This is a genomic window from Pseudoxanthomonas sp. SORGH_AS_0997 (assembly GCF_031453535.1).
GTDB classification, from domain to species: Bacteria; Pseudomonadota; Gammaproteobacteria; order Xanthomonadales; family Xanthomonadaceae; genus Pseudoxanthomonas_A; species Pseudoxanthomonas_A winnipegensis.
Map to the genome: position 1 here is coordinate 2,673,722 of NZ_JAVIZI010000001.1, position 22,883 is coordinate 2,696,604.

At 70.2% G+C, this 22,883-nt stretch carries 17 protein-coding genes and 1 pseudogene; 11 read left to right on the forward strand and 7 right to left on the reverse strand.

Translation table 11 applies throughout. The annotated features are described in order from the left end of the window. Window positions 1-124: 124 nt before the first annotated feature. The 6 genes and pseudogenes from QE438_RS11720 to QE438_RS11745 form a co-directional block, all read left to right on the forward strand. Entirely contained in the window at window positions 125-2,953 is a 2,829-nt protein-coding gene (locus tag QE438_RS11720) for a monovalent cation/H+ antiporter subunit A (RefSeq protein WP_306995465.1), read from the forward strand. Next, window positions 2,953-3,333, forward strand: a complete 381-nt coding sequence (locus tag QE438_RS11725; RefSeq protein WP_130525040.1) for a Na+/H+ antiporter subunit C — start codon at window positions 2,953-2,955, stop codon at window positions 3,331-3,333. Before QE438_RS11720 ends, QE438_RS11725 begins: the two co-directional genes overlap by 1 nt. Then, a complete protein-coding gene (locus QE438_RS11730) occupies window positions 3,330-4,871 on the forward strand; it encodes a monovalent cation/H+ antiporter subunit D (protein WP_306995463.1) in 1,542 nt (513 codons plus the stop codon). Before QE438_RS11725 ends, QE438_RS11730 begins: the two co-directional genes overlap by 4 nt. After that, window positions 4,871-5,371, forward strand: coding sequence for a Na+/H+ antiporter subunit E (locus QE438_RS11735; RefSeq protein WP_306996341.1), 501 nt, complete (start codon window positions 4,871-4,873; stop codon window positions 5,369-5,371). Before QE438_RS11730 ends, QE438_RS11735 begins: the two co-directional genes overlap by 1 nt. After that, window positions 5,368-5,652 carry a K+/H+ antiporter subunit F gene (locus QE438_RS11740; RefSeq protein WP_130516400.1) on the forward strand — a complete coding sequence of 95 codons (285 nt, stop codon included), beginning with the start codon at window positions 5,368-5,370 and terminating at the stop codon, window positions 5,650-5,652. The genes QE438_RS11735 and QE438_RS11740 overlap by 4 nt, the downstream gene beginning before the upstream one ends. Next, a pseudogene (locus QE438_RS11745) lies at window positions 5,649-5,936 on the forward strand (Na+/H+ antiporter subunit G); the annotation flags it as partial. The gene QE438_RS11740 and the pseudogene QE438_RS11745, both read left to right, overlap by 4 nt. Window positions 5,937-6,035: 99 nt before the next feature. On the opposite strand, the gene QE438_RS11750 reads toward QE438_RS11745, so the two are convergent. The 7 genes from QE438_RS11750 to QE438_RS11780 form a co-directional block, all read right to left on the reverse strand. Next, a complete protein-coding gene (locus QE438_RS11750) occupies window positions 6,036-6,986 on the reverse strand; it encodes a sodium:calcium antiporter (RefSeq protein ID WP_306995461.1) in 951 nt (316 codons plus the stop codon). A 162-nt stretch (window positions 6,987-7,148) separates the two neighbouring features. Then, a complete protein-coding gene (locus QE438_RS11755) occupies window positions 7,149-8,393 on the reverse strand; it encodes a DUF819 family protein (RefSeq protein WP_306995459.1) in 1,245 nt (414 codons plus the stop codon). A 227-nt stretch (window positions 8,394-8,620) separates the two neighbouring features. Continuing rightward, entirely contained in the window at window positions 8,621-9,325 is a 705-nt protein-coding gene (locus tag QE438_RS11760) for a M15 family metallopeptidase (RefSeq protein WP_306995457.1), read from the reverse strand. Further along, window positions 9,322-10,098, reverse strand: coding sequence for an N-acetylmuramoyl-L-alanine amidase (locus QE438_RS11765; RefSeq protein ID WP_131659607.1), 777 nt, complete (start codon window positions 10,096-10,098; stop codon window positions 9,322-9,324). The genes QE438_RS11760 and QE438_RS11765 overlap by 4 nt, the downstream gene beginning before the upstream one ends. A gap of 14 nt (window positions 10,099-10,112) precedes the next feature. After that, on the reverse strand, window positions 10,113-11,708 hold the full coding sequence (locus tag QE438_RS11770; RefSeq protein WP_306995454.1) for a serine hydrolase: 1,596 nt from the start codon (window positions 11,706-11,708) through the stop codon (window positions 10,113-10,115). Window positions 11,709-11,764: 56 nt separating this feature from the next. Beyond that, a complete protein-coding gene (locus tag QE438_RS11775) occupies window positions 11,765-14,758 on the reverse strand; it encodes a TonB-dependent receptor (RefSeq protein WP_306995453.1) in 2,994 nt (997 codons plus the stop codon). 45 nt (window positions 14,759-14,803) lie between these two features. After that, a complete protein-coding gene (locus QE438_RS11780; protein ID WP_306996339.1) occupies window positions 14,804-16,183 on the reverse strand; it encodes a transglutaminase domain-containing protein in 1,380 nt (459 codons plus the stop codon). A 251-nt stretch (window positions 16,184-16,434) separates the two neighbouring features. Between QE438_RS11780 and QE438_RS11785 the strand changes: the two genes are divergently transcribed. The 5 genes from QE438_RS11785 (at window position 16,435) to QE438_RS11805 (ending at window position 22,806) form a co-directional block, all read left to right on the forward strand. After that, entirely contained in the window at window positions 16,435-17,877 is a 1,443-nt protein-coding gene (locus QE438_RS11785; protein ID WP_306995451.1) for an SH3 domain-containing protein, read from the forward strand. Then, window positions 17,874-18,971, forward strand: coding sequence for a dipeptide epimerase (locus QE438_RS11790; protein ID WP_130528137.1), 1,098 nt, complete (start codon window positions 17,874-17,876; stop codon window positions 18,969-18,971). Before QE438_RS11785 ends, QE438_RS11790 begins: the two co-directional genes overlap by 4 nt. 883 nt (window positions 18,972-19,854) lie before the next feature. Then, entirely contained in the window at window positions 19,855-20,706 is an 852-nt protein-coding gene (locus tag QE438_RS11795; RefSeq protein WP_306995448.1) for a MurR/RpiR family transcriptional regulator, read from the forward strand. A 115-nt stretch (window positions 20,707-20,821) separates the two neighbouring features. Continuing rightward, complete coding sequence (locus QE438_RS11800) at window positions 20,822-21,511, forward strand: L,D-transpeptidase family protein (protein ID WP_306996337.1); 690 nt, start codon at window positions 20,822-20,824, stop codon at window positions 21,509-21,511. Next, window positions 21,508-22,806, forward strand: coding sequence for an APC family permease (locus tag QE438_RS11805; protein WP_306995446.1), 1,299 nt, complete (start codon window positions 21,508-21,510; stop codon window positions 22,804-22,806). The genes QE438_RS11800 and QE438_RS11805 overlap by 4 nt, the downstream gene beginning before the upstream one ends. Window positions 22,807-22,883: the final 77 nt, after the last annotated feature.

Below are 22,883 nucleotides of genomic sequence, written 5' to 3' on the forward strand. Positions count from 1 at the left end.
CAACGCCGCCTGCCCGGGAATTGACTGCAGGCTCTGGCTGACCACGATGACCCGACAGTCAGCGGCCCGCTCACGCCGCCGCTGTTATCGTGATGGCCTGCTCGCGAATGGCTGCATTCCCTGCATGCCCCACCTCCTCCTTCCCCTGCTCGCCCTGCCCTTCGTCATGGCGGCGATCGTGGCCGCGGCCCATCGCCTGCCGCGCACGGCGCTGGCGTGGCTGGCCGCGCTGGCGCCGCTGGGCGGCCTGGCGCTGCTGGCGGCGATGACGCCGGCCATCCTTGATGGGCAGGTGCTGCACGACCGGCACGCCTGGCTGCCGCGCATCGGCCTGGAGTTCACGCTGCGCGTGGACGGCTTCGCCTGGATGTTCGCGCTGCTGGTGCTGGCCATCGGCGCACTGGTGGTGATGTATGCGCGCTATTACCTCAGCGAGCGCGACTCGGTGCCGCGTTTCCTGGCCTTCCTGCTGCTGTTCATGGGCGCGATGCTGGGCGTGGTGGTGTCCGGCAACCTGTTGCTGCTGTGCGTGTTCTGGGAACTGACCAGCCTGACCTCGTTCCTGCTGATCGGCTTCTGGACGCATCGCAAGGACGCGCGCGAAGGCGCGCGCATGGCGCTGGTGGTGACCGGCGGTGGCGGCCTGGCGCTGCTGGGCGGCGTGCTGCTGATCGGCCGCATCGTCGGCAGCTTCGACCTGGACACGGTGCTGGGTGCCGGCGACACGCTGCGCGCCAGTGCGCTGTATCCGTGGGCGCTGTTCCTGGTGCTGGGCGGCATCCTGACCAAGAGCGCGCAGTTCCCGTTCCACTTCTGGCTGCCGCAGGCCATGGCCGCGCCGACGCCGGTCTCGGCCTATCTGCATTCGGCCACGATGGTGAAGGCCGGCGTGTTCCTGCTGGCGCGCCTGCATCCGGCGCTGGCGGGGACGGACCTGTTCTTCTACACGGTCAGCACCATCGGCGCGGTCACCCTGCTGCTGGGCGCGTGGTATGCGATCTTCCAGCACGATCTGAAGGGCCTGCTGGCGTATTCGACCATCTCGCACCTGGGCCTGATCACGATGCTGTTCGGCCTGTCCACGCCGCTGGCGGTGGTGGCCGGCGTGTTCCACATCCTCAACCACGCGGTGTTCAAGGCCTCGCTGTTCATGGCCGCCGGCATCATCGACCACGAGACCGGCACGCGCGACATCCGCCGGCTGGGCGGGCTGCGCCGGCTGATGCCCTTCACCAGTACGCTGGCGATCGTGGCCTCGCTGTCGATGGCCGGCATCCCGCTGCTCAACGGCTTTCTGTCCAAGGAAATGTTCTTCGCCGCGGCGCTGGAGACCCCGGCGCCGGCGCCGATGCGCGTGTTCACCGGCGTGGCCGCGCTGCTGGCCGGCGTGCTGGGCGTGGCCTACAGCCTGCGCTTCGTCTACGAGACCTTCTTCGGCGACGGTCCGCGCGACCTGGAGGTCACTCCGCACGAGCCGCCGCGCTGGATGAAGATCCCCGTCGAGGTGCTGGTGGTGCTGTGCGTGGCGGTGGGCATCTTCCCGGCGCTGACCGTGGCGCGGCTGCTGCACGCCGGCGTCTACGCCATCCTGGGCCCGGCCACGCCCGACTACAGCCTGGCGGTCTGGCACGGCCTGAACTGGCCGCTGGCGATGAGCCTGGCCGGCGTGGTCGGCGGCGTGGCGCTGTACCTGGGCCTGGCGCGGTTGCTGGACCTGCACGCGGTGGTGACCCGGGCGATCGGGCGCGACCTGTTCAAGCGGCACCTGGAGCTGCTGTTCGTCGCCGGCAACCGCATCAGCACGCGCCTGGCTAACAACAGCCTGCAGCGCAGCCTGCTGATGCTGGTGCTGGTGGCCGTCGCCGCGGCGGCGGTGCCGCTGTGGCATGACGGCCTGGCGCTCTCGCTGGCCGGCGTGCAGCCGCTGCCGCTGCTGGGCGCGCTGGTGTGGGTGGTGATGATCGCCGCCGCGCTCGGCGCGGTGCGCCTGCATCGCCAGCGCCTGCTGGCGGCGATCGTGCTGAGCGCGGCGGGGCTGATGATCAGCCTGACCTTCGTGCTGCTGTCGGCGCCGGACCTGGCCCTGACCCAGCTGCTGGTGGAGATGGTGACCCTGGTGCTGATGATGCTGGCGCTGAACTACCTGCCCGAGACCAGCCCGCCCGAAGCTTCCCGCTGGCGCAAGTGGCGCGATGCTCTGATCGCCTGTGTGGCCGGCGCGGGCCTGGGGGTGCTGGCCTACGCGATGATGACCCGGCCCGCGGACACCGTCGCCGGCGAGCTGCTGACGCGCGCCCTGCCGGAGGCCTATGGCCGCAACGTGGTCAACGTGACGCTGGTGGATTTCCGCGGCTTCGACACCTTCGGCGAGATCACCGTGTTCGCCATCGCCGCGCTGGTGGTGCATGCCTGCCTGCGCCGCGCGCGCATGGCGCCCGAGCGCCTGATCGCCGGCGACCCGGTGCAGCTGCCGGTGCCGGCCGACCTGACCCAGATCCTGTTCCCGCTGATCCTGACCGTGTCGATCTTCCTGTTCCTGCGCGGCCACAACGCGCCCGGCGGCGGCTTCATCGCCGGGCTGGTGCTGGCCGTGCCGCTGCTGATGCAGTACGTCATCCAGGGCGCGGCCTCGGTCGAGTCGCGCTTCGGCTTCGACTACATCCGCCTGATCGGGCTCGGCCTGGTGCTGGCGGTGCTGAGCGGGCTGGCGTCGCTGCTGTTCGGCGTGCCCTTCCTCACCAGCGGCCACCTGGACCTGCAGCTGCCGCTGATCGGGCATGTGCCGCTGGCCAGTGCGCTGGGCTTCGACACCGGCGTGTATCTGGTGGTGTTCGGCGGGGCGATGCTGATGCTCTCGATGCTGGGCACCATCCGCGGTTCGAGCCGCCGCCGCGCCCAGCGCAAGCCGCTGGACCCGGACCGCCGCTCGCCCAGCACCGGAGGCCGCGCCTGATGGAACTCGCCCTGGCCAGCGCCATCGGCATCCTCGCCGCCGCCGGCATCTGGCTGATGCTGCGCGCGCGCACCTTCGATGTGATCCTGGGCCTGACCCTGCTGTCCTATGCCACCAACCTGCTGATCTTCGCCGGCGGGCGGCTGCGGCCGGGCCAGCCGCCGGTGCTGGTGGACGGCCAGCCGGCCGACCTGGCGCACTACACCGATCCGCTGCCGCAGGCGCTGGTGCTGACCGCGATCGTGATCGCCTTCGCCATGACCGCGGTCAGCCTGGTGCTGGCCATGCGCAGCCGCGCCGACAACCACAGCGACCATGTCGATGCGCACGACGCCGCGCCCGAGCCGCCGGCCGCGCCGCCGCGGGAGCCCGGCGCATGAGCCATCTGTTGCTGTGGCCGATCGTGCTGCCGCTGCTGGGCGCGGCGCTGGCGCTGTTCCTCGAACACCGGCGCTTCGGCTGGGCGGCGCGGCGTTGGGCGGCGTGGGGGATGCTGGCACTGCAGGGCGTGGCGGTGGCGGCCGTGGTCGCGCGCGTAAGCGACGGCGAGGTGGTCGCCTACCTGCTCGGCGACTGGCCGGCGCAGCTGGGCATCGCGCTGATGGCAGACCGGCTGTCGGGCTGGATGCTGGCGGTGACCTGGCTGCTGGGCGCCGCCTGCCTGCTGCACGTCTGCGGCGGCTGGGACCGGCGCGCGCCGCATTTCCATGCCTTCTTCCAGCTGCAGCTGATGGGGCTCAACGGCGCCTTCCTGACCGGCGATGTGTTCAACCTGTTCGTATTCTTCGAGGTGATGCTGAGCGCCAGCTACGGCCTGCTGGCCAGCGGCGGGCGCGGGCTGCGCCTGCGCGGCGCGTTCCACTACGTGGCCTTCAACGTCGCCGCCTCGGCGGTGTTCCTGATCGCGCTGGGGCTGATCTACGGGCTGCTGGGTTCGCTCAACATGGCCGAGCTCTCCGCGCGCATCGGCCAGGTGCCGCCGGCGCAGGCCGGGCTGGTCAAGGCCGCCTTCGGCCTGCTGCTGGTGGTGTTCTGCGCCAAGGCCGCGCTGCTGCCGCTGTACCTGTGGCTGCCGGAGACCTATGCGCGCGCGCCGGCGGCGGTGGCGGCGCTGTTCGCGGTGATGACCAAGGTCGGCCTGTACGCGGTGCTGCGGGTCAGCACCCTGCTGCTGGGCGCGCAGGCCGGGCTGCTGGCCGGCTTCGCCCGCCCCGCGCTGCTGTGGCTGGGCGCCGGCACGCTGCTGGTGGCCGCGCTGGGCGTGCTGGGCTCGGCACGGCTGCGGCTGATGATCGGCTATCTGGTGATCTGGTCGGCGGCCACGCTGTTCGTGGCCTTCGCCCTGGGCCAGGCGCAGACCATCGGCGCGGGCCTGTACTACCTGGCGCACAGCACCTTCGTGGCGGCCGCGCTGTTCCTGATCGCCGACCTGATCCGCCGCCGCCGCGGCACGGCCGGCGACGACAAGTCGATCATCGCTGCCCTGCCTGGGCGCGCGGTGCCAGGCACGCTGTTCCTGATCGCCGCGGTCTCGGCCGCGGGCCTGCCGCCGCTGTCTGGCTTTCTGGCCAAGGCCGCGCTGCTCTCGGCGGTGCCGACGGCGCAGACGCCGCTGGTGTGGAGCGTGGTGCTGCTCTCCAGCCTGCTGGTGATCATCGGCCTCAGCCGCGCCGGCGTGCGCCTGTTCTGGCGCCTGCCCGCGCAGGTGGAGCAGGCCGAATGCGAACAGCCCGTGCCTGCCCGCGCCCGGCCGCAGGAGACCTGGGCCACGGTGCTGCTGCTGGCCTTCGGCGTGGCGATGACGGCCTTCGCCGCGCCGCTGATGCGCTACACCGACGCGGCCGGGCAACAGCTGCTGGACGCGGCCGGCTATACCGACCAGCTGCGCGCGGCGCCGTCCGTGCTGAGGGCGCCATGATGGCTGCACGCCTGCTGCGCTGGCTGACCCCGTCCTGGCCGCTGAGCCTGTGCGTGATCGCGTTCTGGCTGCTGATGACCGACAGCTACAGCGCGGCCCAGTTCGCGCTGGCCCTGCTGCTGGGCTGGCTGATCCCGCGCTTCGCCGCGCGCCTGGACCGCGAGTACGCGCGCATCGGCTCGCTGCGGCCGGTGCCGCGCATGCTGTGCGTGGTGGCCTGGGACATCCTGCGCTCCAACGTGATCGTCGCCATGCAGGTGCTCGGCCCCGAGCGCCGGCTGCATCCGGGCTTCATCTGGATCCCGCTGGACATCCAGAACCTGCACGGCATCGCCGCGCTGACCAGCATGATCACCCTGACCCCCGGCACGGTCTCGGCCGCGCTGACCGACGACCGCCGCTACCTGCTCGTCCACATGCTGGACATGCGCAGCGCGCAGGAAGCGATCGACAACATCAAGACCCGCTACGAAAAGCCGCTGATGGAGATCTTTCCATGACCGCACATCTGTTCTTCGAGCACACCATCGTGGCCTGCCTGGTGGCCATCGGCGTGTCCGCGCTGCTGTGCCTGTGGCGCCTGCTGCGCGGGCCCACGGTGGCCGACCGCATCCTGGCGCTGGACACGCTGTCGGTGACCTTCATCGCGGCGCTGATGCTGCTGGGCATGCACCTGGACAGCCCGGTGTACTTCGAGGCGGCGCTGGTGGTGGCGATGCTGGGCTTCAGCAGCACGGTGGTGCTGTGCAAGTTCGTGCTGCGCCGGGACGTGTTCGAATGATCGACCTCTTCCGCGTGCTGCTGGCGCTGGTGCTGATCGCCGGCACGGCCTTCATCCTGATCGGCGCGCTGGGCCTGGTGCGGCTGTCGGACTTCTTCCGGCGCGTGCATGCGCCCACGCTGGGCAGCACGCTGGGCGTGGGCTGCGTGCTGATCGCCTCGGTCGGCTATCACCTGGTGCTGGGCCAGGACCCGCAGCCGCGCGAACTGCTGATCACCGCGTTCCTGTTCATCACCGCGCCGATCAGCGCGCACCTGATGAGCAAGGCGGCGCTGTCGCTGATGACCCATGCCCGGCCGGTGCCGCCGAAGGACACGCGGATCTCGCCGCAGGTCACCCGGCCCCAGGCGCCGCAGGACGAGGACGAAGACGCAGCGCGCTGATCAGCGCAGCCAGGCCAGTTCCAGCGCCACCCAGGCGCAGAAGGCCAGCAGCAGCACGGCCGCCTCGCCGCGGCTGACGCGGGCATCGCCGCGCAGCATCGGCACCAGCACGATGGCCAGGACGATGGCCGCGGGCAGTTCCAGCTTCACGAACGAGGCCGGCAGCGCCAGCGGCGCGATCAGCGCCATGCCGCCCACCACCAGCAGCAGATTGCACACGCTGGAGCCGATCACGTGGCCCAGCACCATGTCGCCCTGCCCGCGGCGCGCGGCGGCGATGGCCGCGGCGATCTCCGGCAGCGCCGTGCCGATGGCCACCGGCAGCAGGCCGGCCATCAGCGGGGTCAGGCCCAGCGCCGGGGCCAGGGTGGCCATCGAGACCACCACATCGCGCGCGCCGTAGCCCAGCAGCACCACGCCGATCAGCAGCCGCAGCAGGTTGAGCCAGGTGACGGTGCGGGTGGCGGCGTAGGCCTCCACCGGCGCGCGCACCTCGGGCGCCTCGGCGCGCCCGCGCACGATCACCTTCACCACGACCAGGACGAAGCCGAGCAGCAGCAGGCCGCCCTCGAGCCGGTTCAGGCGCCCGTCCAGGCCGAACACCATCACCAGCAGCGAGGCGATCACCAGCACCCACAGCAGCGGGGTAAGCAGGCGCAGGCGCACCTGCACGCTGGCGAACAGCGCCGCCAGCGGCAGGGTCAGGCCCAGATTGACCAGATTGCTGCCGACCGCATTGCCTAGCGCCAGCGACGGCGTGCCGCGCAGCAGCGCCGCGCCGTTGACGAACAGCTCCGGCAGCGAGGTGCCGAAGGCCAGCAGCAACAGTCCGGCGGTGAACGGCGACAGCCCGGCCCGCTGCGCGATGCCCGACACGCCCTTGACCAGCGTGTCGCCGCCCAGCGCCAGCAGCACCAGGCCCAGCACGAACAAACCCCAGCCCTCGACCATCGCACCGCCCCGCTTGGATGAGTGAGGGGATTCTAGGGCCTGCCATCGATTCGCGTGTAGGCCGCCGGGAAACAGGACGCAGGCGCGGGAACACGCACCAGGCCAAAGGCGCAGGATTCCCGCCTTCGCGGAATGACGGTGGACGCGCGCGGTCGCCCAGGCTCAGCCCGCGCCGGCCATCGCGCGCAGGCCGATGCCGACCAGATAGGCCAGCACCGTGCCGGTGGCATAGCCCAGCGTGCCCAGCAGCGCGCCGACCGGGGCCAGCGCCGGATGGAACACCGCCGCCACCACCGGCGCCGAGGCCGGCCCGCCGATATTGCTCTGCGAGCCGATGGCGAAATAGAAGAACGGCACCTTCAGCAGCCGGCCCAGCAGCCACAGCAGCACGATGTGCACGGCGATCCACAGCACGCCCAGCACGAACAGCCAGGGCCGGCCGAGCAGCGCGGCGATGTCCATCTGCATGCCGATGCAGGCGATCAACACGTACAGCAGCAGCGTGCCGATCTTCGAGGCGCCGGCGCCGTCGAGCTGGCGCGCGCCGGTGAAGCTCAGCGCCAGCCCGGCGAAGGTGGCCAGCAGCACCACCCACACATACGGCGAATCCAGGCTGGCCGCATGCGCCCATGGATACGGCGCGAACAGGCCCGCCAGCGGCGGCGACACCGCGTGCGCCAGGCCGACCACGCCGAAGGCCAGGCCGATGATCAGCATGTAGTCGGTCAGCGTGGGGATGCGCGCGTGCTGGGCGCTGTAGTCGGCCAGGCGCGCCTTGAGCGCGTCGATGGCCGCGGTGTCGGCGCCCGAGCGCGCATCGATGGCCTTGGCGCGCCCGGCCAGGAAGATCAGCACCGCCATCCACACATAGCCCACGCCGACATCGAGCACCACGAACTGGCCGAAGGTGGTCTCGTCGACCTGGAAGATCTCCTTCATCGCGACCATGTTGGCGCCGCCGCCGATCCAGCTGCCGGCCAGCGCCGCCATGCCGCCCCAGGTGTCGCCGGCGGTGGTCGCCGGATGCGCGTGCTGCATCACCCAGAAGGCGAAGAACGCGCCGAGCATGATGCTGAAGGACGAACCGAAGTACATCGCCAGCAGCTTCCAGCCCAGCCCCATGACCGCCTTGAGGTCGATGGTCAGGGTCAGCAGCACCAGCGCGGCCGGCAGCAGCACGCGGCTGGCGACCGGGTTGTAGAGCTGGCTGCCGGCACCGTCGATCACGCCGAGCGAGTTGAAGATGCCAGGGATGAAATAGCACAGCAGCAGCGGCGGCACGATGCCGTAGAACTTCTGCCAGACGCCCTTGAGCGAGGCGGTCCAGAACACGAACGCCAGCGTGGCGGCGATCAGGCCGAACAGCACGATGTCGGACTGGATCAGGGCGGTGTGGGTCTCAGACATGAAGCGATTCCAGCGGCCGCGCAGGCCGGTCGAAGTAACGTGGGAGCCACCATGGCGGCGATGAGGCCTTCCCGAAGAGCCCATCGCCGCCATTGGCCGAAAAGGCCACAAGGGCGGCCCCCACCTGTAGAGCGGAGCTTGCTCCGCTGGGGCTTCCCCGATTGATCCGGCCGAAGAGCAGCGGAGCAAGCTCCGCTCTACATCCGACAGACAGCTGCTCGGACAAGTCAGCGCACCGGCACGTCGAACTGCACGTCGGGCGAGGGCTCCGGCTTGAAGGTGTAATGCCACCACTCGCCGGGATAGTTGGCGAAGCCGCGCCGCGCCATCGCCTCGACCAGACGTGTGCGGTTGGCGCGCTGCGCCTCGCTCAGGCCCGGCGCATCGGTATGCGCGCGCGGATCGAAGAAGTCGAACGGCGTGCCCATGTCCAGCTCGGTGCAGGCACCGGCCTGGCAGCGCACCAGGGTCAGGTCCACCGTCGCGCCGCGGCTGTGGCCGGAGACCTCGGCCACGTAGCCATCGGGGATGATCCGGGTCTTGTCCAGCGCCGGGTAGAACTCGGCCTTCATCGTCTGGTCGGGCAGATCGGCGGCCCAGCGCATGAAGGCCTGCACCGCACGCATAGGGCGATAGCAGTCGAACAGCTTCAGGCCCAGGCCCTGCGCGCGCAGGTCGGCCTGCACCTGCGCCAGCGCCTGCGCCACCGGCGCCAGCAGCAGGCACTTCGGCGCCTCGTAGCCATCCACCGGCTTGCCGGTGAAGTTGTGCGCGCCGGCGTAGCGGATGTCGCGCCGCACGTCCGGCGCCAGCGTGGTCACATCAACCAGCCCGGCCTGCGCGGCGGTGGTGGCCGGCGAGGTGCGCACCGGCTCGGCGGCATGCGCGTTGGAGGCGGCCAGCACCAGCAGAAGGGCGAGAACACGCCTCACGGCGCATCCTCCTGCGCGTCCTTCGCCGGAGGCGGCAGGGTCAGGTCATGCAGGATGCGCAGGTCTTCCTCATCGAAAGTGCGCCCCTCCAGGCCGCGGAAATGATGGCGGAAGGACTGGACCGCGTCCCCGCGGTTGTCCAGCGGATAGCCAAGCGTGGCCATCGCCAGCCACGGGTCGAAACCGGCCGGCGCCGGCGGCGCATCGGCGCGCGGCCACACGCCGAAGCCCGCCTGCGCCAGCCGCTTCCACGGGAACAGCGGACCCGGATCGACCTTGCGCCCCGGCGCCATGTCCTCGTGGCCGATGATCGCCGTGCGCGGAATGTGGTGGCGCCGGCACAGGTCGTCCAGCAACAGCAGCAGACTATCGATCTGCGCATCGGCGAAGGGCGAGTGGCCATCGTTGTCCAGCTCAATGCCGATCGAGGCGGAGTTGACGTCGTTGATCGTGCCCCAGTGGCCCGCGCCGGCGTGCCAGGCGCGGCGATCGTCGCTGACCAGCTGGTAACGCTTGCCGTCGGCGCCGATCAGATAGTGCGCGCTGACCGGGCCTGCGCTGTTGGCGGTCTTAAGGGTCTTCAGGCTCTCGGCGACCGAGTCCTCGCTGGTGAAATGGATGACGATCAGGATAGGCCCGCGCGCATTCTGATTCGGCGAGGGGTCCCACTGCGCCAGCGGATTCTTCGGCGGCAGGCCGGCGCAGGCCGACAGCAGCAGCGCGGCCAGCAGCAGCATGGCCGCGCGCAATGGCAGGTTCGGTGTGGAATGCATCGACGGGCCCTGGTTCATGGATCGGCTGCGCCCCGCTGCGCCGGGCACGCGGCCACGCGCTGGAAGTGCAGGTCCTGATAGTCGTAGCTGAAATCGGCGTCCGGGTCGATTGACTTCAGCGTCAGCGTGGCCTTGCCGTCGGCCTGGGCGAAGTCCAGCCACGGCTCGGCATCGACGCTGGCATCGTCCCAGTCCACCAGCCAGCGCCCGTGCGAGACCAGCACCGGCCCGCGCATCAGCGGCGAGCGCGCGGCGCGGAACACGACGCCCTGGCCCTGTGGGCACAGGCTCACCTGGCCGAACCACGGATCGCGATACACGCCCTGCCAGCGCGCGAACTGCGCCGCCGTGGCGGGCTTGCGGTCCGAGGTGTCCGGCACCTGCGGGTGCGTGGCGGTGGCGACCGCCTTGGCGCGCGCCTGTTCCAGCAGGCCCGCGTAGTGATCGACATCCAGCCCCGCGCCGGGGCGGGTGTAGTGCTTGGTCAGCGCCTCGGTCAGCGTGGTGCGCGCGGCCTCGCCGTCGCCGTTGATCAGCACCACGAAGCCGACCTTGCGGTCCGGCAGCAGCGTCACCGAGGAATACATGCCCATCAGCGTGCCGGTATGCGCCACGCGCCACTGACCGTCCACATCCGAGAGCCGCCAGCCGTAGCCATAGCCGTACAGATGGGTGCCGTCCCAGTCGCGCAGCTGCGTCCCAATCGGCATCGGCGTATGCAGCGTCCACAGCGCGGTGCGCTGCTGGGCCGAGAGCCAGGGATGGGCCGCATCGGGCGCCAGCCACATCGCGATCCAGGTGGTCAGATCGCGCACGCTGCAGCGGATGCCGCCGGCGGACATGGACGGGTTGTCCGGAATGGTCGGGCCATCGGCGCGCACCACCACGTTGCGCCCGTCCTTGACCATGTGCGGCTGGGCCAGGTTGCCCACCGCATCGCGCTCGAACGCGCCGACCTGGCAGCGGCTCATGCCCAGCGGGCCGAACAGCTCCTGCCGCACCAGCTGGTCGTAGGGCTTGCCACCGGCCTTGACCGCCACTTCGCCGGCGACCACGTACATCAGGTTGTCGTAGGCGTAGTGGGCGCGGAAGCTGTGCATGGGCTGCAGATAGGCCAGCCCGGCGATGATGTCGGCGCGGGTGAAGTCGTTGGGCTCGGGCCACAGCATCAGATCGCCCGCCCCCAGCCCCAGCCCGCTGTTGTGGATCAGCAGGTCCCGCACCTGGAAGTTGCGCGTGACCCAGGGATCGGCCATGCGGAACTGCGGCAGGTATTTGGTGACCGGGTCGTCCCACTTGAGCTTGCCCTGATCCACCAGCCGCGCCAGCACGCCGGTGGTCATGGCCTTGGTGTTGGAGGCGATCTTGAACAGCGTGTCGGCGTCGATCTTCTCGCCGCTGCCGGCGCGCGTTTCGCCCGCCGTGCGCAGGTAGACCACCTTGCCGTCCTCGACCACGCCCACCGCCAGGCCGGGCAGCCGGTAGCGCGTCATGGCCTGGTCGAACAGCGTGTCGAAGGACGCCTGCGCCGGCGCATCGGCCGCCGCCGACGCACCCGATGCGAGCAGCAGCGCTGCCAGGGCCAGCGCCTTGCCTGTGTGCTTGAACATGCCGTTCCCGTCGCGATGGACAGCCCGTGCGCGACGGGCCGCCCGCGCACCTGCCGTCAGAAGTTCCAGGTCACCACCAACTGCGTCCAGCGCGGCTCCTGCCAGACCGTGCCCTCGCCAAAATACGGCATCGGCGTGCCCGGTGCGCTCTCGTAGCGCGAATGCACGTTGATCACCGTCTGCCGGTTGAGCAGGTTGTACACCGACAGCCGCGCCTTCAGGTCGATGCCCTCCACCGGCAGGGTCCAGGTCACGTTGGCGCCCAGGTTGTAGACCCAGGGCATGCGGCCGAACGCGCCGCGCTCGGTGTACACCAGCTGGCGCGTGCGCCAGTCGCCGCAGTTGGCCGTGCACAGCCAGCCCGAGCCGCCGCCGCTGTACTCGCCGGGGCCGCCGGCCGCGCGGCTGTCGTTGGGCCAGACCACGCCGAAGGCGGTGATCGGCCCACCCGAGTGCGCCGCCAGCGTCGCGCCGAAGCTCCACATGTCGTTGAGCTTGAAGCCGCCGCGCAGCTTGACCTGGTGGCGGTAATCGTTGAACAGCACGCCGTAGCGCTCGTTGACCGCCGGATGGTCGTAGTACTGCACCAGGTTGGTGTCGTTGTAGCCGGTGTCCGAGTTCACCGGACCCTCGATGTTGCCCTCGCTGCGCGCATAGATGTAGCTGGCGTTGAAGAACCACTTGTCGTCCCAGGCGCGGTCGATCTGGAACTCGGCCGCCTTGTAGGTGCGCCGCGGCTTCTTGTAGCCCATGATCGCGCCGCTGCCGCCGGCCTTGTAGCCGTCCTTCGACGAGTCGAAGCTCACCCAGTCCTCGGTGGTCGGGCACCACAGCGTGGTCTTCTCGCCCGGGTTGATGATCGGCCAGTCGCCCGAGTACCAGGGGCAGCCCTCGACATGGTTGATACGCGCGTCCTCGACCGCGCGGGTCATCTTGCGATAGGTCAGGTTGACGCCATAGGACCAGGCCTCGCTGATGGCCTGCTGGAAGCCCAGGATGTATTCGTCCTGGTAGACCTGCTTGATGTTTTTGGCCACCGTGGTGCGCAGGTCGCTGGGCGCCGGCGCGTTGCCGTCGGTATTGACCGGGCCGATCTGCGCGCCGAGGTTGGGCAGCAGGTAGGGATCGCCGGTGACCGGGTGGCGCTGCTCGGACCAGCCGTTGAGCACGTAGTAGGTGTGCTCGTCGGTGGTGCCGCCGCCGAAGTAGTCGGTGAGCTTGTTGGTCAGCGGGATGTAATAGCGGCCCGCGTTGCCGAACAGCTTGGTCGTGCCGTCGCCACGCATGTCCCAGCTGAAGCCCACGCGCGGGGACACCATGTCGGAGAAGTCGGCCTTGGCGAAGGTCGCGCCCGAGGCCAGCAGCGTGTTCTCGAACTTGTCCGCGCGCACGCCCAGATTGAGCAGGATGTTGGGCGTGACGTTCCAGTTGTCCTCCACGTAGATGGCCTGCGCCTTGGCCCGCACCGGCGCGCCGGTGACGTAGTAGCGCGCATCGACGATGGCGTTGACGCCGGCCGGCACCACCCCGCCGCCCGGCAGCACGCTGCCCGGCGTGGTCGCCTGCACCTGATAGCTGCGGCCGTCGCCCGGATAGACCCGGGCGCTGGTGGAATCCATGATTTCCTGGTCGGCGCCGAAGCGCAGCAGGTGATCGCCCAGCGTCCACTCGAAGTCCAGGCGCGCGGCCTTGCGCTCGTCCTCGCGGCTGTTGATGCTGGAATTGCTCGGGTGGCAGCCTTCCTGCGTGGTCCTGGGCCCGAAGGCCGCGGTATAGCTGCCCGAACGCGTGACGATGCTGCACGCCGCATCCAGCGGGCTGCCGCTGTCCTCGCTGCGCTTGTTCACCCCGTACAGGGCCTTGGCCACGAAGTTGTCGCCGAAGTGGCCGGTATAGGTCAGCGACCAGTTGTTGCCGCCGGTGGCCGCATTGCTGCTGCCCACCCACGCCCCGCGCGTGCCGCTGTCCCAGTCGTAGCCGTAGGCGTCGGTGACCGTGTCGGCCTTGTCGGAGAAGGCCAGCAGTTCCAGCAGGTGGTCATCGGTGATGTGCCAGTCCAGCTTGCCGCCCCAGAAGTCGTTGTCGCCCTTGGTGTAGAAGGCCTGGGTGGTGTCGATGTCGCGCGGCTGGCTGTCGCGGATCTCGTACATGCCGAAGAAGAACAGCTTGTCGCGGATCAGCGGGCCGGAGGCCCAGACATTGGTCTTGTAGAACGAACTGGCATCGCGGCTGGTGCGGTCGCGTTCGTCCAGGGTGCCGTCGTGGTGGAAGTGGTCCTTCTTGGACGCGGCCCAGGCCGAGGGCTCGGCGGTGAACTCCACGCCGGCGCGGAAGGTGTTGTCGCCCGAGCGGGTCACCGCATTGATGACGCCGCCGGTGCTGCGGCCGAACTCGGCCGAGTAGCCGCCGGTCTTGACCTGCACTTCCTGGAAGAAGCCGAACGGCACCGAGGAGAAGCCCTGGCGCCGATACGGATCGGTCACGTCCAGGCCGTTGATGTAGACCGCGTTCTCGGCCACCGACGAACCGCCGAAGGTCAGCCCGCCGAAGGTCGCGCCCGAGGACACCACGCCCGGCGCCAGCAGCGCCACCGCGCTGAGGTTCTGGTCCACCGGCAGGCGCGAGAGCTCCTGGCGGCTGATGTTGAACGAGGTCTCGGTGGAATGGACATCGACCTGGTTGATCACCTTGGCGCCGACCACGCGCACGCCATCGAGCGTGACCGCGCCGGCGTCGCCCAGGTTGACCGTGGTGGTGCCGCCCAGCGGCACGCTGACCTCCAGCGGCGCGCCGGCGCCGCCGCCGGCGTGTTCGACCACCAGGCGGTACTCGCCCACCGGCAGCTGCGCCAGGCGGTACTGGCCATCGCTGCCGACGGTGACCGTGCGCGTCAGGCCGGTGGCCTGGTGCGTGAGCGTGATCGTGTCGCCGACGGCGGCGCGGCCGGCGATGGCGCCGGTCGTGCTCTGCGCCATGGCCGGCGCCATCGCGCCCAGGCACGCGCCCAGGGCCACACACAACGCGACGCGCTTGTACTGCTTGGCTTTCATCCTGCTCTCTCCTTCAGGTGAAATGGTGGGGAAGATCGAAAGGGGTCAGGGCGCCCGCGTGAGCGGCGCCACATGCCACTTGAAGTCGTAGCTCCACTGGTCGTAGTAGAGGTTGCCGCCACGCCACTCGGCCTCGCCGCGCTGCGAGTCCACATCGTCCGAGCGCCACGTCGCCTTGGGCTGGGCGAAGCCCACCGACCAGTCGTCGTTGAAGGCCATGCGGTAGGCGTCGAGCCCGCCGAAGTAGAAGTCGCGCTCGGCCGGGTCGGCGCTGTCCAGCGCCCCGGTGGTCACGTCCATCGGCACCCAGCCATAGGGCGCCAGGTACAGCCAACCCCAGTCGTGGATGTTGTCGTAGCCCACCGCATCGTCGGAGAACACCCAGCCGCTCTGCCAGCGCGCGGGGATGCCGTTCATGCGCAGCAGCGCGATCAGCAGCAGGGTCTGCTGGCCGCAGTCGGCGTGACCGGCGTGCAGGGCGTAGTCGGAGATGTTGCTGATGGTCGAGTACTCGCGCGCCCCGGCCCACGGGATCTTGTCCACCGCGGCGAACAGCTTGCGCGCGATGCGGTACGGGTTGGTCTCATCGCCCACCACCTGCCGGGAGAACGCGCGCAGCTGCGGGGTGAACACCACATGCGGCGGACGCTCGGCCAGGAACGGCTTCAGCGCCGGGTCGCTTGGGGTGGCCACCACCTTGGCCGGGTCGATGGCGAAGTGGCGCGCATACACGGTCACCGCGTAGTGCACGGCAAAGCGCGTGGGCTGGCCCTTGCGCGCGGTGGCCTCCAGGTAGGCGGTGCGCTGCGGCGCGTCGGTCCCGGCCACGCGCGCGCCGGCCGGCGTGCTGTCCAGGAACACGATGTCTTCCTGCTGGCCGGGGATGGCGCGCGGATAGGGAATCCACGCGCGGATGGTTTCGCCATCGGGCACCGCATCGGCCTTGACGGTCAGGGACTGGGTCACCTCGATGCGGCGCGGCGCCACGCTGGTGCGGCCGCTGGCCTTGGCCTCGCGCAGCACTTCGCGGTGATGATCGTTGAGGCGCTCGTTGGGGCCGTCGGAGGGCGCACGCGGCTGGGCGCGGCGCGCCACGGCCTGGCTGCTCAGCAGGAACAGGTTGGACGGGGCGCGCTTGAACCACCAGCGCTGCCCGTCGATGTCCATGTGCTCGATCAGGCCCTGCGCGTCCCAGGCGTCGAACTCGTCCTGGCGCAGGTCGGGGATCGCCTGCTGCACCCTGGCGAAGGCCGCGGCGCGGTCCAGGCTGAAATCCAGGCGGATGCGGCGCATCCGCTCGCGCTGGTCGAGCAGGGCCTGGCGCGTGGCCGCGTCCAGCGTGGCGTCGGCCAGGGCCTGATCGATGCCGGCCTGCGCCTGCCGGAACTGGCCGCGGTCCACCTGCGCGATCACTTCGGGCACCATCGCAGGGGGCGCGGCCGGGCGCGCGCCCTGCGGCGCGGTCGCCAGGACCAGGCACAGCAGCGCGCTGCGCGCCAGGCGGGTGGCGGAGGAGGAACCGGGGCAGGTCGAGGCGTCCACGTCGAGGCGGTCGTCGGGCAGCGGCGGAGGACGACACGATTAGCACGCAGGCTGCGCCTGGTCAATAATTTATTCTTGCATTTCAGATCACGAGGAATAATTATTTTTCTTCATCGATTCCGGAGCGACACCCCATGACGCGCCCGCCTTCCCCGGCCCACGCCCTGCGCGCGGCCGCCTGCTGCGCCCTGCTGTCGCTGCTGGCCATCGGCTCGCTGGCCGCGCGCGTGCCGGTGCCGCAGGTCGCCATCGACCCGGTCACCGGCGTGGTCGGCGTCGATCCGCCCAAGCTCACCGCCGCCTACTGGATCGCCAGGCAGCCGCAGCCCGACCGCGTGCTGCTGGACCGCGCCGGCATCGCCGCGCAGAACGCGCGCATGCGCCGCGACGACCCGGCCATCCACGACCTGCGCGCCCTGCCCGCGCAGCTGCCCAGGGCGCAGGTGGTCGAGGCGATCCAGGCGCTGTCGGTGCGGCCCACGCGCACGCTCTACGGCCTCGACGGCCAGGCGCTGGATGCCGCCGCCCTGGACGCGCTGCAGGCCAGCCTGGCGCTGGACGCCGTGCCCGCCGCCACGCCGCTGCGCTACGGCCTGGTCACCCATCGCGCCGACCTGCGCACCTTCCCGACCGCGCGGCGCGTCTTCAGCAGCGTGGACGACCACGACATCGACCGCTTCCAGGAAAGCGCGCTGTTCCCCGGCGATGCGGTGGCCGTGCTGCACGAAAGCCGCGACGGGCAGTGGCTGTTCGTCGCCTCCGAGCGCTACAGCGCCTGGATCGAGAAGCGCTTCGTCGGCCTGGGCAGCGCCCAGCAGGTGTTCGACTACGGCGCCCACGGGCCGTACCGCGTGGTCACCGGCGCCACCGCCACCACGGTGTTCACGCCCGAGCAGCCGCAGGTCTCGCAGCTGCAGCTGGACATGGGCGTGCGCGTGCCGGTGCTGGCCGACTGGGCGCCGACCCGGCCGGTCAACGGCCAGCTGCCCTACACCGCCTGGGTGATCCAGCTGCCGATCCGCAGCGCCGACGGCTCGCTGGCGCTGGTGCCGGCGCTGCTGCCGCGCACGGCCGACACGGCGGCCGACTACCTGCCGCTGACCCCGCGCCACTTCATCACCCAGGCCTTCAAGTTCCTGGGCGAGCGCTACGGCTGGGGCCATTCCTACGATGCGCGCGACTGCAGCGGCTTCACCTCCGAGGTCTACCGCAGCTTCGGCGTGCTGCTGCCGCGCAATACCTCGCAGCAGGCGGTCAGCCCGGCGCTGGACCGCATCGCCTTCGCCCCCGACGACCCCGACGCCAAGCGCCTGACCGCGGTCAGGCAGCTCGCCCTCGGCGACCTGGTCTACATCCCGGGGCACGTCATGGTGGTGCTGGGCCACGCCAACGGCCTGACCTACGTCATCCACGACACCGCCGGCGGCGGCTGGGCCGGCGCCGACGGCAAGCGCGTGGCCGGCCACCTCAACGGCGTGTCGGTCACCCCGCTCGAACCGATGCTGGCCAGCGACACCGCCAGCTATGTCGACCGCATCACCAACATCCAGCGCATCCGCCCGAAAGCCCAAGAATGAAGATCACCCACATCGAGTTGGGCATGCTGCGCGTGCCGTTGAAGACCCCGTTCAAGACCGCGCTGCGCACCGTGGACACGGTCGAGGACGTGATCGTGCTGATCCGTACCGACAGCGGTCACACCGGCCACGGCGAGGCCGCCGCCACCGCGGTGATCACCGGCGACACGCATGGCTCGATCATCGAGGCCATCCGCCATTTCATCGCCCCGCGCCTGATCGGCCAGGACATCGCCAACCTCAACCATCTGACGGCGCTGGTGCAGTCCTCAATGGAGCGCAACACCAGCGCCAAGGCCGCGGTGGAGATCGCCCTCTACGACCTGTGGGCGCAGCGCTACGGCGCGCCGCTGTACCAGCTGCTGGGCGGCGGCGATCCGGTGATCACCACCGACATCACCATCAGCGTGGACTACATCGACAAGATGGTGGCCGACTCGCTGTCCGCGCTGGAGCGCGGCTTCGAGTCGCTGAAGATCAAGGTCGGCAAGGACATCGGCCTGGACATCGAGCGGGTCAAGGCGATCCACGCCGCGGTCGAGGGCCGCGCTCTGCTGCGCCTGGACGCCAACCAGGGCTGGACCGCCAAGCAGGCGGTCTATGCCATGGGCAAGCTCGAGGACGCCGGCGTGGTGCTCGAACTGCTCGAGCAGCCGGTCAAGGCGGCCGACATCGACGGCCTCAAGTACGTCACCGAGCGGGTCAACACGCCGGTGATGGCCGACGAGAGCGTGTTCGCGCCGCAGCAGGTGTTCGACCTGATCCAGCGCCGCGCCGCCGACATCATCAACATCAAGCTGATGAAGACCGGCGGGCTGTCCAATGCCATCCGCATCGCCGACATCGCCGCGCTGTACGGGGTGGACTGCATGATCGGCTGCATGATCGAGTCCTCGATCAGCGTGGCCGCGGCGGTGCATCTGGCGGTGGCCAAGGCCAATGTGATCACCAAGATCGATCTGGACGGGCCCTCGCTGGGCCAGTTCAATCCGGTGGTGGGCGGGGTGCTGTTCGACGAGTCGGAGATCAGCATCCCGGATGCGCCGGGGCTGGGCATCCGCGAGATCCAGGGACTGGAGCTGCTCGCGCCGTGAGGCACATGCGCCTTCTCCGGAACGCCACGCGTCCTTGCGGCCGTCATCCCCGCGAAGGCGGGGATCCAGCGCCTCTGCCTCTCCTGCACGCAAGTCACCGGGTCCCCGCGTTCGCGGGGACGACGGGAGGCGCTTCTGCTTCTGCTTCTGCTTCTGCCGTTGCCGTTGCTTGTGCTTTTCCGGGCCCCCTCCGCAGCGGCGGGACCGGCGGGGAAACACCCGAAGGGCGCCGCGCATGGATGCGCGGCGTTCGCGGCAGGGGCAGGATGCCCCTTCCGCGAATCCCCGCCGGTCACGCGGACCCGGCGCGCGTAGCGCGACGGGCGCGAGGACGGGGTGTGCTTTCTTTTGGTTACTTTTCTTTGCACAAGCAAAGAAAAGTGACTCGCGCCCGACAGGGCGAGAAACGCTTTGGCCGTTGCCCCTGCTTTGAACAGAAGCTGCAACACCAGCGCGCTCGCTCTCTCGATCGGAGGAAAGCGAACCACGCAACCCTCAAACGCGTTCGCGTTCTCCTTGGCTCCATGCGGCACTCCTCCAACGCGGAGCAGCATGTAACAGCAAAGGCTTTCGCGCCCCTCCGGGGCACGACCTACCTTTCTTTGCTTGTGCAAAGAAAGGTAGGCCAAAGAAAGCACACCCCAGTCCTCGCGCCCGCCGCGCCTGCGGCGCGCCGGGTCCGCGCTGCCGACGGGAATTTCCGGACGGGGCATCCTGCCCCGACCGGAAACGCCGCGCATCCATGCGCGGCGCCCCTGCGGGGTTTGACCCATCGGCATCGCCGCTGCGGAGGGGGACGGAAAGAGCACAACAGCAACGGCAACGGCCACGGCACCAGCCACGGCAACGGCAACGGCAACAACTTGTGCAGGAGCACCGGCTGATGCCCCCCCTGCTCAAGATCCGCGCCGAACGCGAGCGCATGTCCGCCATCGAGCGGCGCATCGCCGACTACATCCTCGACAACGCCCACCTGCTGCGCGACTACTCCTCCCAGCAGCTGGCCAGCGCGCTGGGCATCAGCCAGTCCTCGGTGGTGAAGTTCAGCCAGAAGCTCGGCTTCCGCGGCTATCCGGATCTGAAGTATTCGGTCGGCCAGGCCATCGCGCGCGGCAATGGCGGCCAGCCGGCCGATCCGGCCGCGCCCGCCGACGGCGGCGATGCCTACACTCGGCTGGAAGACAGCCTGCGCCGCAGCAAGGCCGCCGCCGAGGAGGAGACGCGCCTGCTCAACCCGCGCGCGCGCATCGAGCAGATCGTCGCGCGCATCGACCAGGCGCAGAAGGTGTTCGTGTGCGGGCTGGGCGACGACGGACTGTTCGCGCGCGAGTTCGCCATGCGCCTGTCGCTGCTGGGCGTGCTGACCGTGCATCACGCCGATGCGATCCTGATGATGACCAACGTCTCGGCCGCGCGGCCGGGCGACGTGCTGATCCTGCTGTCCGAGTTCGGCCAGGTGCCGCAGCTGTCGCAGATCTCGCGCCAGTTCCAGGACGCCGGCGGCGCGGTGGTCTCCATCACCCGGCATACCGCCAACCCGCTGCGCGCGCATGCCGATGCGGCGCTGGTGGTGTCCGCGCACGATCCGGCCCCGCACATCGCCCAGCTGCTGTACCGTTGTTCGCTGCAGTCCCTGCTGGACTTCGTGTTCGTGCTGCTGTGCCAGACCAACCCCGACCGCGAGCGCCAGCTGGCGGTCAACCTGGAACGCGTCCAGCACCTGCTCGACGCCTGACCCCCTGCCCCGCGGAGCGTCCATGTCCCTGCGCTTGCCCCACTTCCTGCTGTGCACGCTGCTGGTCCTGACCACGCAGCCGGCCCTGGCCAAAGGCACCACCACCCCGGCCGCGATGGCCCGGGCGCAACAGCTGGTGGTGGTCACCACCGGCGGCTGGGACGACACCCAGGGCCGGCTGCAGACCTTCGAGCGCGATGGAGCCGGCTGGAAACCGGCGGCCCCGGCCTTCGCCGTGGCGATCGGCAAGCAGGGCAGCGCCTGGGGCGAAGGCCTGTTCCCCGCCCAGCACGAGGGTCCGCGCAAGCGCGAGGGCGATGGCCGCAGCCCGGCCGGGATCTACGGCATCGGCGAGGCCTTCGGCTATGCGCCCGCGGTCGACACCAGGCTCGCCTACCAGCAGATGCAGGCCTCGAGCTGGTGCGTGGACGTGCCGGACTCGCCGCTCTACAACCGGATCGTCGACGAACGCCAGGTCGGCGCGCAGGCCGTCAAGGGCGCCAGCGAACACATGCGGCTGGATCTGCACAACGACGGCGATCCGCGCTACGCCCGCGGTTTCGTGATCGAACACAACGCCAAGGCCACGCCGGGCGCGGGCAGCTGCATCTTCGCCCACCTGTGGCGCAAGCCCGGCGAGGCGACCGCCGGCTGCACGGCCATGGCCCCGGCCAGCATGGAGGCGCTGCAGGCCTGGCTGGATCCGGCGCGCCGGCCGCTGTTCGTGCTGCTGCCCCGGCCCGAGTACCAGCGCCTGCAACGCGCCTGGTCGCTGCCGCCGCTGCCCGCGGGCGCGCAGCCGTGAGCGCCGCGCCGACGCCCGCGCAGGGCACGCTGGTCCGCGCGGTCAGCCGCTGGCAGATCGTCGGGCTGTCGATCAACGACGTCATCGGCAGCGGCATCTACCTGCTGCCCGCGGCCACGGTCGCGCTGATGGGGCCGTTGAGCCTGTGGGCGGTGCTGCTGGCCGGCGTGGCGGTGGCGCTGCTGGTGCTGTGCTACGCGCAGGCGGCGAGCTATTTCGACCAGCCGGGCGGCAGCTATCTCTACGCCCGCGAGGCCTTCGGCCGCTACGCGGGGTTCCAGGTCGGCTGGATGATCTGGCTCACGCGCATCAGCTCGGCCGCGGCGCTGGGCAACGGCCTGGCCGATGCGGTCTCGCGCTTCTGGCCGGCGGCCGCCAGCGGCGCCGGCCGCCTGGTGGTGGTGATCGGCTCGCTGGGCCTGCTGACCGCGATCAACGTGATCGGCGTGCGCTCGGCCGCGCGCACCGGCGTGGCGCTGGTGATCGGCAAGCTGGTGCCGCTGCTGCTGTTCGTGGTCGTCGGCCTGTTCTACATGGACTGGTCGCTGGCCTTCGCCGGCACCGCGCCGGACCTGCGCGACCTGCCCAACCTGGGCCAGGCGGCCTTGCTGCTGCTGTTCGCCTATGCCGGCTTCGAGAACATCCCGGCCGCCGCCGGCGAATTCCGCAACCCGCGCCGCGACGTGCCCTTCGCCCTGATCACCATGATCGCGCTGGTGACGCTGATCTACGCCGCGGTGCAGGTGGTGGCGATGGGCACCCTGCCCGGCCTGGCCGAGTCGGCCACGCCGCTGGCCGATGCGGCCGCGCGCTTCGGCGGCGAGGGCCTGGCGCTGGTGCTGACCGTGGGCGCGGTGATCTCGATCCTGGGCACCACCAGCAACACGGTGATGCTGGGGCCGCGCTTCCTGTTCGCGCTGGCGCAGGACGGCTTCGGGCCGAAGTTCCTGGCGGGCGTGCATCCGCGCTTCCGCACGCCGGCCGCGGCGATCATCGTGCAGGGCGTGCTGTCGGTGGCGCTGGCGCTGTCGGGCTCGTTCGAGAAACTCGCCCTGCTGTCGATGGTGACCCGCCTGCTGGCCTACATCGGCACTGCGGCGGCGGTGCTGGTGCTGGCGCGCAAACATCGCGAGAACCCCAACGCCCTGCGCCTGCCCGGTGGCCCGCTGATCCCCGTGCTAGCGCTACTGCTCACCCTGGGCCTGCTGTGCAGCGCCAGCCTGGCCAACCTGCTGGCGGTCGGCGCGGCGATGGTGGTGGGGACTGTGATCTACCTGTTTCCGCGCAAGGCCTGAGGGGAACCCCACCTGTAGAGCGGAGCTCGCTCCGCTGGGGCGTTCCCGATGATCCGGTCGAAAAGCAGCGGGGCTCG